This is a genomic window from Acinetobacter sp. YH16032, from assembly GCF_013417345.1.
In the GTDB taxonomy this organism is placed as follows: domain Bacteria; phylum Pseudomonadota; class Gammaproteobacteria; order Pseudomonadales; family Moraxellaceae; genus Acinetobacter.
In genome coordinates this window covers 1-8,606 of record NZ_VPEE01000050.1, presented here as the reverse complement: position 1 = coordinate 8,606, position 8,606 = coordinate 1, and the positions used below count along the sequence as shown (strand labels likewise).

General features: G+C 36.2%; 8 protein-coding genes and 3 pseudogenes. 7 read left to right on the top strand and 4 right to left on the bottom strand.

Features of this window, described 5'->3' with window-relative positions; genetic code table 11:
- The 6 genes and pseudogenes from FTV32_RS15070 to FTV32_RS17780 form a co-directional block, all read left to right on the top strand.
- Window positions 1-102: pseudogene (locus FTV32_RS15070) on the top strand (IS5/IS1182 family transposase); the annotation flags it as partial.
- A gap of 595 nt (window positions 103-697) precedes the next feature.
- A complete protein-coding gene (locus FTV32_RS15065) occupies window positions 698-1,078 on the top strand; it encodes a copper resistance protein CopC (RefSeq protein ID WP_004681441.1) in 381 nt (126 codons plus the stop codon).
- 64 nt (window positions 1,079-1,142) lie between these two features.
- A complete protein-coding gene (locus FTV32_RS15060) occupies window positions 1,143-2,024 on the top strand; it encodes a copper resistance D family protein (protein ID WP_004733231.1) in 882 nt (293 codons plus the stop codon).
- Between the two features lie 469 nt (window positions 2,025-2,493).
- Window positions 2,494-2,688, top strand: a complete 195-nt coding sequence (locus tag FTV32_RS15055) for a heavy-metal-associated domain-containing protein (RefSeq protein WP_004733233.1) — start codon at window positions 2,494-2,496, stop codon at window positions 2,686-2,688.
- Window positions 2,689-2,866: 178 nt separating this feature from the next.
- Complete coding sequence (locus tag FTV32_RS15050; RefSeq protein WP_035270455.1) at window positions 2,867-5,344, top strand: heavy metal translocating P-type ATPase; 2,478 nt, start codon at window positions 2,867-2,869, stop codon at window positions 5,342-5,344.
- Window positions 5,345-5,468: 124 nt separating this feature from the next.
- Window positions 5,469-5,594: a YHYH domain-containing protein gene (locus FTV32_RS17780; protein WP_094148905.1), complete on the top strand. Its 126-nt coding sequence runs from the start codon at window positions 5,469-5,471 to the stop codon at window positions 5,592-5,594.
- Window positions 5,595-5,639: 45 nt separating this feature from the next.
- Here FTV32_RS17780 and FTV32_RS15040 read toward each other — a convergent pair whose 3' ends face one another.
- Entirely contained in the window at window positions 5,640-5,906 is a 267-nt protein-coding gene (locus FTV32_RS15040) for a metal/formaldehyde-sensitive transcriptional repressor (protein WP_005248679.1), read from the bottom strand.
- Window positions 5,907-5,962: 56 nt separating this feature from the next.
- Between FTV32_RS15040 and dmeF the strand changes: the two genes are divergently transcribed.
- Window positions 5,963-6,925, top strand: a complete 963-nt coding sequence (gene dmeF, locus FTV32_RS15035) for a CDF family Co(II)/Ni(II) efflux transporter DmeF (protein WP_034438686.1) — start codon at window positions 5,963-5,965, stop codon at window positions 6,923-6,925.
- Window positions 6,926-7,296: 371 nt separating this feature from the next.
- On the opposite strand, the gene FTV32_RS15030 is transcribed toward dmeF, so the two are convergent.
- The 3 genes and pseudogenes from FTV32_RS15030 to FTV32_RS15025 all read right to left on the bottom strand — a co-directional run.
- Window positions 7,297-7,911, bottom strand: coding sequence for a thiol:disulfide interchange protein DsbA/DsbL (locus FTV32_RS15030; RefSeq protein WP_004668326.1), 615 nt, complete (start codon window positions 7,909-7,911; stop codon window positions 7,297-7,299).
- A 177-nt stretch (window positions 7,912-8,088) separates the two neighbouring features.
- Window positions 8,089-8,210 (bottom strand): annotated as a pseudogene (locus FTV32_RS17560) (cation transporter); the annotation flags it as partial.
- A gap of 280 nt (window positions 8,211-8,490) precedes the next feature.
- A pseudogene (locus tag FTV32_RS15025) lies at window positions 8,491-8,606 on the bottom strand (transposase); the annotation flags it as partial.

The window sequence follows — 8,606 nt, the reverse complement described above, 5'->3', positions numbered from 1 at the left end:
ACATTTAGAATATTAAGTGAACGCTATCGAAATAGACGGAAAAGATTCGGTTTACGCATTAACTTAATCGCTGCACTGGTAAATCGGATGAACTTGCAATAACGACTTTCGCAAGAGGTCTAATGATTAGATGACTCCAAGGCTAGTTAGAGACACATTCTTAATGTAATTTACACTGTTATTCCTTTAAAGAAAAAATACAGTTGATCAAAATAGTTTTTTATAGAAAAAAGGGTGGATAATTTAATTATTAAACTTATTGGTATATTTATTAGATAGAAGGGGCTTTGTTGCACAAAGATTTCATAACTATATGATTTTAGAAGTTTTGATTATTTTTTGATCCAAAATTAAATTTATTTAAATCAGATGCTTACATATTTATGCAACAAAGCCTATTTAAACTAAAATATAAAAAATTAAATAGCTACTATTTTCTTAGACAAAATGATTACTACATTTCATAAATCAACCACCTACATAATTTTTTTGTTAAATGATCATTATTTTTCAATAAGATTATTTTAATAGTTAAAGATTTTAAATTTTAAAAATGACAAAAATGTAATTTTGAAGTCATCGCTCTGTTTCTGTCTCTCACTAATAATTGAAATATAAGAGGAGATGATGTGGTCTCATTAAATATAGATTTTATAAAGTCATCTCTAATGAACTAACGAATCAAGAGGAAACGTAAATGAAATTATTTCAAAATAAAATGACTGCTCTACGTAATGTTGTAGTAGCTGCAACGATGATTGTGGCTACTACAACTACGTTCGCTCATGTGAGTTTAGTGAGTGCGATTCCTGCGGAAAATGCATCTATCCTTAGTCAACCAAAGAACTTGACCCTTAACTTTGGTGCAGAGGTTATGTTGATGAATATTAAGTTACTGGATGCTCAGCGAAGAGATGTTCCTTTAAAATATAAAGTTACTCATGACTTAAAGAAATCCTTTGATGTCGCTCTTCCGAAACTGAAAAAAGGTAAATATACCGTTGTCTGGACAACAATGGGGAAAGATGGTCACAACATGAATGGTGAATATAGTTTCACTATTAAATCAACTAAATAAGAATTGATTACCTTTCAACATGTCAGTGAGGTGCTGGCATGTTGTTCTAGAATGGACAAAAATAATGATTTCTGAATATTGGATGTGGGCCACTTGGTTAACTAAGGTTATTTTATATTTAAGTGTAGCTTTTGTCGTTGGTGGAGCCTTTTGCTATTTTTTACTTAGACAATATCTTGAACTAAAAGAATCGATTCTTAAATATATTACAATTGGCGCTGGATTAGGCCTAATTTCCAGTACCTTGGGATTTTTTATTCTGATTGGTAGTTTTGCCAATACTGGTATTACAGGTATGGTGGACCCCACGTATATTAATATATTGGTTAATACTCCGACGGGGTATATATACGTTCTTCGTTCTATTAGTTTTGCTCTTTTACTTCTTCTCATGGTGGTTAAACTTAACAGGAACAAAGGTCATTTTTCTATAATTGAAAGTTCAATATTTTGTATTTTACTTATCCCGATTATTTTTAGTTTTTCCCAGCTCGGACATGTCGCTAATTTAACCTTACTTGCTCAAATTTTATTATCAATCCATATTCTAGTTATGTCGTTATGGATGGGGTCTTTATATCCGTTATGGAAAACCAGCCGGGAAATAAGTGGTTTACCTTTAAAAGATCGCATGCATGTATTTGGACGTATTGCTGCTTTCATTGTTGGGATATTAATCGCCTGTGGCGCTAGTGTAGCTCTTCTTTTAATTAAAGATTTTAATACCTTAATCAATACTGCATATGGCTATGGTTTCATGGTTAAAATGTTTTTTGTTATAAGTATTCTACTTTTAGCTGCCTTCAACAAATGGTATTTCACCCCGCGTCTTCAACATCCTAAATTCGCTAAACACCTTAGTCATGCCATTTTATTTGAGATGTTATTAGGTCTATCAATTCTATTAACAACAGGCTATATAACCACTGTCGTGGGTATTGAATAAGAGAATTTCAAAATAAGGGAATTGAGGAAATTTAACATTACTGCATTTATCTTTTGTAGCTGAGCAATAAAGTTTCTACTGGACTGTCAACTTACGACAATCAGAACAGTAAAATCGCATCATGAGGCATTATACATAAAGGTAGTCACCGGTTTTTAGCTTATCTTCAACCCATAACGGTCTCATCTATTTAGTTCACTACCATTGATTGAAATAACTAATCTTATAAATTTCAGAGTGATCGTAGATGACAAAAATGTCATTTTAATGTCACATTAATGTTGGTTAAGTACTTTTACTGTAGTCATTAGAACACTCTTCTTTGGAATACTCTGAAGAAAACTGTAAGGTTGTAAACAGACCAAGTTACAGCGAGTAACTGATTCAGAAAAAGGCTGGTTGTATGGTGAAAGTTTAGAGTTACTGTTCTAATGTTTTAAACAAATGTTTTGTTAAAAAGGAGCAACATATGAAATTTCACATCGCTAATATGACTTGTGGTGGTTGTGCACGCGGCATTACTACCGCAATTAAAGAGCTCGACTCGAATGCTTCACTCGATATTGATTTACAAAACCGTATCGTTGAAATCAACACAACAGTGAGTCAGGATAAAGTCATTGCCACTCTCAGTGAGCGTGGATTTACAGCTGATCCTGCTTAATCTCTGTTAGAGTAACAGTGGGAATTCCTTACCACTTTTACTCTCTCTTATTTTCCTCATCGTACAGATAAAACCTGTACTTGCTTGAAATAAAAGTAATCCCTGAATTCCCCCTAATCTTGGTTCGAGCTGATCTTCGCATATAGAACTCAGCATATCTAAATGATAGAGATCGTATATGAGTACCGAAATGACTGATACGCCACACTACAGTGAAACATTAGAGATTGAGGGGATGACATGTGCTTCTTGTGTAGGCCGTGTGGAAAAAGCTTTAAAATCTGTTGAGGGTGTTGAATCGGCTCATGTAAATCTGGCTACCGAAAAAGCAGTCATTTATGCGCATCAACCACTTGATCGCGCTACTTTAATTAAAGCCGTAGAAAAAGCAGGCTACGAAGTGGAAGCGCTGCAACCAATAGAGCTTACGATTGAGGGTATGTCATGTGCTTCTTGTGTAGGTCGAGTAGAAAAGGCCTTAAAATCTGTTGAGGGTGTGGAATCAGCTGATGTAAATCTGGCTACTGAAAAAGCGACTATTCAGGCAAGCTCATCTGTCACTCGTGACTCGTTAATTCAGGCTGTCACCAAAGTAGGGTTTGAAGCAAAGTCAGTTCATCAAACTACGGAAAGCTTTCAAGATAAAAAAAATATTGAATTAGAAAAACTTAAAAAAGATTTAATTTTGTCAGTCTTATTGACTCTACCCGTTTTTATTTTAGAAATGGGATCACACCTGATTCCCGCCTTTCATACGTTTATGATGGATAACATTGGCCAACAAAATAGCTGGTTAATGCAATTTTTCTTGACCACAGTAGCATTAATTTTTCCAGGCCGACGCTTCTTTAAAAAGGGCATCCCAAGTTTATTCCGCTTAGCACCAGACATGAATTCCTTGGTGGCTGTAGGAACATTGGCTGCTTATCTTTATTCAGTGGTTGCTACTTTCTTTCCAAGTGTCCTGCCACAAGGCACGGTCAATGTTTATTATGAAGCTGCAGCGGTTATTATCACTTTAATTCTATTAGGTAGATTTTTTGAAGCCAAGGCAAAAGGCCGAACGTCTTTAGCAATTCAACATCTAGTTGGAATGCAGCCTAAAGTTGCCAGAATACAGCTCAATAATCAGGTGATAGAAGTTCCGATTGCCGAAGTTCAAACAGGAACGATTGTAGAGATTAGACCAGGCGAGCGTATCCCTGTCGATGGTGAAGTTATTCACGGCCAAAGTTTTATTGATGAATCCATGATTACTGGCGAGCCTATGCCCGTTGAAAAAACGATAGGCTCTACTGTGGTAGGAGGAACAATTAACCAAAGTGGCAGCTTAAATATCAAAGCCACCTCTGTTGGTAGTTCATCAGTGCTTTCTCAAATCATCCGAATGGTTGAACAGGCACAGGGTTCCAAGCTGCCTATTCAGGCATTGGTTGATAAAATTACCATGTGGTTTGTACCTGTAGTAATGGGTCTCTCTCTTTTAACTTTTATTACTTGGTTTATCTTCGGCCCTGAGCCAGCCCTAACGTTTAGCTTAGTTAATGCAGTTGCGGTACTCATTATTGCATGTCCTTGTGCAATGGGACTTGCAACGCCTACATCAATCATGGTGGGAACTGGGCGTGGTGCTGAAATGGGTGTTTTATTCCGTAAAGGGGAAGCTTTGCAGCTGCTCAAAGAAACTAAAGTGGTTGCTGTTGATAAAACAGGGACCCTGACTGAAGGGAAACCAATTTTAACCGATCTGCATGTCTTAGAAGGGTTTGAATACAATGCCGTACTTTCACTTATGGCAGCCGTTGAATCAAAATCTGAGCATCCTATTGCTCGAGCAATTGTACAAGCCGCTATAGATAAGGAATTAATCCTGTCTCCTGTTGCTGATTTCAAGTCAGTCACGGGCTATGGAATAGAAGCAACGGTGTCTGAACATTTGGTTCATATTGGTGCAGATCGATATATGGAAAAACTAGGTTTGAATCCTAATGTTTTTTCTCAATTTTCGGATCGTTTGGGAGAAGAAGGAAAAACCCCTCTCTATGTTGCGATTGACCAGAAACTTGCTGCCATTATTGCTGTAGCAGATCCAATTAAAGAATCAACATTTGCTGCAATTGAAGCGTTACATCAGTTAGGTTTAAAGGTTGCCATGATTACAGGTGATAACCGTCATACAGCTCAAGCGATTGCAAAAAAACTAGGTATTGATGAGGTTATTGCAGAAGTATTACCAGAAGGTAAAATAGAGGCCGTTAAAAAATTAAAAAATCAATATGGTAAACTCGCATATGTTGGAGATGGCATTAATGATGCCCCTGCACTTGCAGAAGCAGATATTGGTTTAGCGATAGGTACAGGTACAGACGTAGCTATTGAAGCTGCTGATGTGGTTTTGATGTCTGGCAACCTGAAAGGAGTGCCGAATGCTATCGCTTTAAGCAAAGCGACTATAACCAATATTCGTGAAAATTTATTTTGGGCATTTGTTTACAATGCAGCTCTGATTCCTATTGCAGCAGGTGTACTTTATCCGCAATTTGGACTGCTACTTTCTCCTGTATTTGCTGCTGGTGCAATGGCTCTCTCGTCAATATTTGTACTAGGAAATGCTTTACGATTAAAACGTTTTAAAGCCCCCCTTGCAATTATTTAACCATTTTTTATATACATTTAAAGTTTTGTTGGCTTTACTTTATATATTTGGAAATAGTCTAAGCCATGTTGGCTTTTATTAAATATCATACAGTTGATATTCTAATTATTTGAAAGGGATTAAGATGAAAAGAATTTTATTAATATGCTTTATAGGCATGTCATTTACCTATGCGAATGCTCATTCTGGGGGAACGAACTCACAGGGTTGTCATACCAACAGTAAAACTGGTGATTACCACTGTCATTAATAGGTGCGCACACAGTTTTTTTATTTAAAAGACTGTGCTTTAAAGTTATAAGTAGCGTTTAACTAAAGCTAAAAATTCATTCAGTTCTTTTTCCTTTATTTCCTCAGTATCACCGAGTACATGTTCTCTAAGATGAAGTTCTATTAACTCATTCATTAAGCCATTTATCGCACCTTTAATTGCTGCAACTTGCTGTAATACCTCAATACAAGAATTTTCAGAATTTAAAATATTCTGTTCAAGGGCATTAGTTTGACCTTGAATTCGTCTAATCCGATTTAAAATTTTTTTGTTCTGATTTAAGTGAGACATACTATTCAACCTCAAGAACATATACTATGGGGGAGTATTAATTGTGGTGCAATAAAATGCAATATCTAAATAATGTTAAAAGTGACCATTCGCATCAATTTGACGAAGGAAATCCTTTAGCACAAAAGAAAATTTTAATCGCAACCATCCTCACTGGTGTAATGATGGTGTTTGAAATTTTTGGAGGATGGTTCTTTAATTCCATGGCTTTATTGGCTGATGGATGGCATATGAGTTCTCATATGTTGGCATTGGGCTTAGCTTATTTTGCCTATAAAATGGCTCGAAAATATGCTCGTGATCAGAGATTCTGTTTCGGTACATGGAAGATAGAAATCTTAGCTGGATATTCGAGTGCCATTTTATTGATGGTTGTTGCTGTATTCATGGGTGTTCAATCGATAGAACGTTTATTCAATCCTGTGAATATTCACTACAACGAGGCAATTTCAATTGCGATTGTTGGCTTGATCGTTAATTTTATTTGTGCCTGGTTACTACGTGAAAATGGTCACCACCACCATCATCACTCTCATGATGACCATGACCACCACCACGATCATCATCACTCTCATGATGACCATGACTTAAACCAGAAAGCCGCTTTTCTTCATGTAGTAGCAGATGCAGTAACTTCTGTATTAGCGATTATTGCACTTTTCGCAGGGAAGTATTTTGGATGGGATTTTTTAGATGCAATTCTAGGGATCGTAGGTGCAGTGCTTGTAGCACAATGGTCTTGGGGATTGATTAGAGAAACAGGTAAAACATTGCTTGATGCAGAGATGGAACATCCTGTAGTAAAGGAGATTCAGGAAGTTGTAGAGGAATTAGATAACCAAATTACGATTACTGATCTGCATGTCTGGAAAGTAGGTAGAAGTAAATTTTCATGTATTTTATCCCTAAATACAGTTAATGACTCCTTAACAGCAGAGGTAGTTCGTAAAGCTTTGTCAATTCATGAAGAGATTGTTCATATTTCTGTTGAAATTAACAAGAATTTCCATGTTGTTTAAATTAATATTTATTCCTTTTAAACTTTATCAGTCTATTTATGTAAATCTTAGATTAGAATTTGTTTGTTGTAGAGCGTCGGGGCGCCTCGGCAGTGCTGCGTTTTGAAATAGAAAGGAAAATTCATTTTCTGAATGAAGATATCGGGTATGAACGGGTAAAGATACAATCCACGATTCATATTCAATCCCATGCCTTTAAAGCGCAAAGCGTGTTGCAGATGCAGCTCTTACTCCTAGGAATCTTACACTGGTATCGCCCGCCGATAGAAACACCAGATCCGGCAGTCAGTACGTAAATAACCATTCCTCCAGTTTAAATAAAAAACCTGCAGATTCGATGCAGGTTTTTTTTAGAGATATTCAATCGCGTCTTATTTGGCTTTACGCTCTTTTTCAATCAGGTAATTCACGACCTGAATTACTTTGGCATCATTGCCCTGCACAATATATTTACCATTCACGGTCACCGCTGGTACACCGCTTAACTGATATTGAGCAGTCAAATTTTTTGCCTGAGCAATTTTTGACGAAATCGGGAATGATTTATAAGTCGTGTTAAATTTCTCTTCAGAAATACCATAACGGGTATAGAACTTGGCCAATTGTGCCTGTTCTAAAATTGGACGCTGCTTGTCATGAATATCATGGAATAACTGTAAATGTGCTTTTTGACGCACACCCAGGGCTTCTGAAACATAATAAGCACGTGCAGCCTGTTCCCAAAGCGGGTTCATTGCAGCAGGTGTACGTACAAAACGGATATCTTTGGGTAATTTTTTCAACCAGTCCTGCATATGCGGTTCCAACGTGAAACAGTGACCACAGCCATACCAGAAGAATTCACGTACCTCAATTTTGCCCGGTTTTTCGACTTTAACTGGTTTTGCAACCACCTGATAGTCCTGACCTGCCACAAAATTGGCCATAGCACTACCTGAAAAGGCCAAAACAGATGCGGCAACAGCTCCTAAAAGGAATTTTTTCATTGGGATTATCGTCCTTTAAATCATTATGCTTAGTGTATGGATTCACTATAAATCAATTATGCCGGTTCCGTTTTCATGCTGCGAAATTTTTTGCTATCAAAACCGCTACATTAAAGTATACGACTGATTTTAAGTCAGTTAATATGGCCATTCGGCCGCTATGTGTTTTTAGACAATCACAAAAGTTAAACTTTGAGTAATAAAAACGGTTATAATTTCTACGATTAAAAAGTAGTGGTCAAACCTACAGCAAATATTAACTTCTTACTATTCTCTTCAGTAACAGCCGCGTGGCTATGATAATTGCTGGAATTTACAACATAGAACTGAGCAAAAAATGATTTATGAAAGGTTTATTAAATTAAATAAATTATTTATATAGTTAAAATTCACCTGATAAATCACTTTTTAATTTAAATTACTATGTTAATTATTTCTAAATTTTTCTCTAAGAAACGGAGTCCTCCATCAGCAAAACTACTGGTTGAAAAAACTATAGTAAAAATAACTAAAATAATCTTCATGTACATATTATTGAATCTAATCATATCTTGGACCAAAAAAATCTTTAAGCTGTCATTAAAAAGTAAACATGTATTCTTTTCCGAATTGGTTTGATACTCTCTCCACCCATTGCTCTATTTTATCAGCTGTCATGACTTGAAAATCTCGCCAATAATATTTCATCTGCTTCC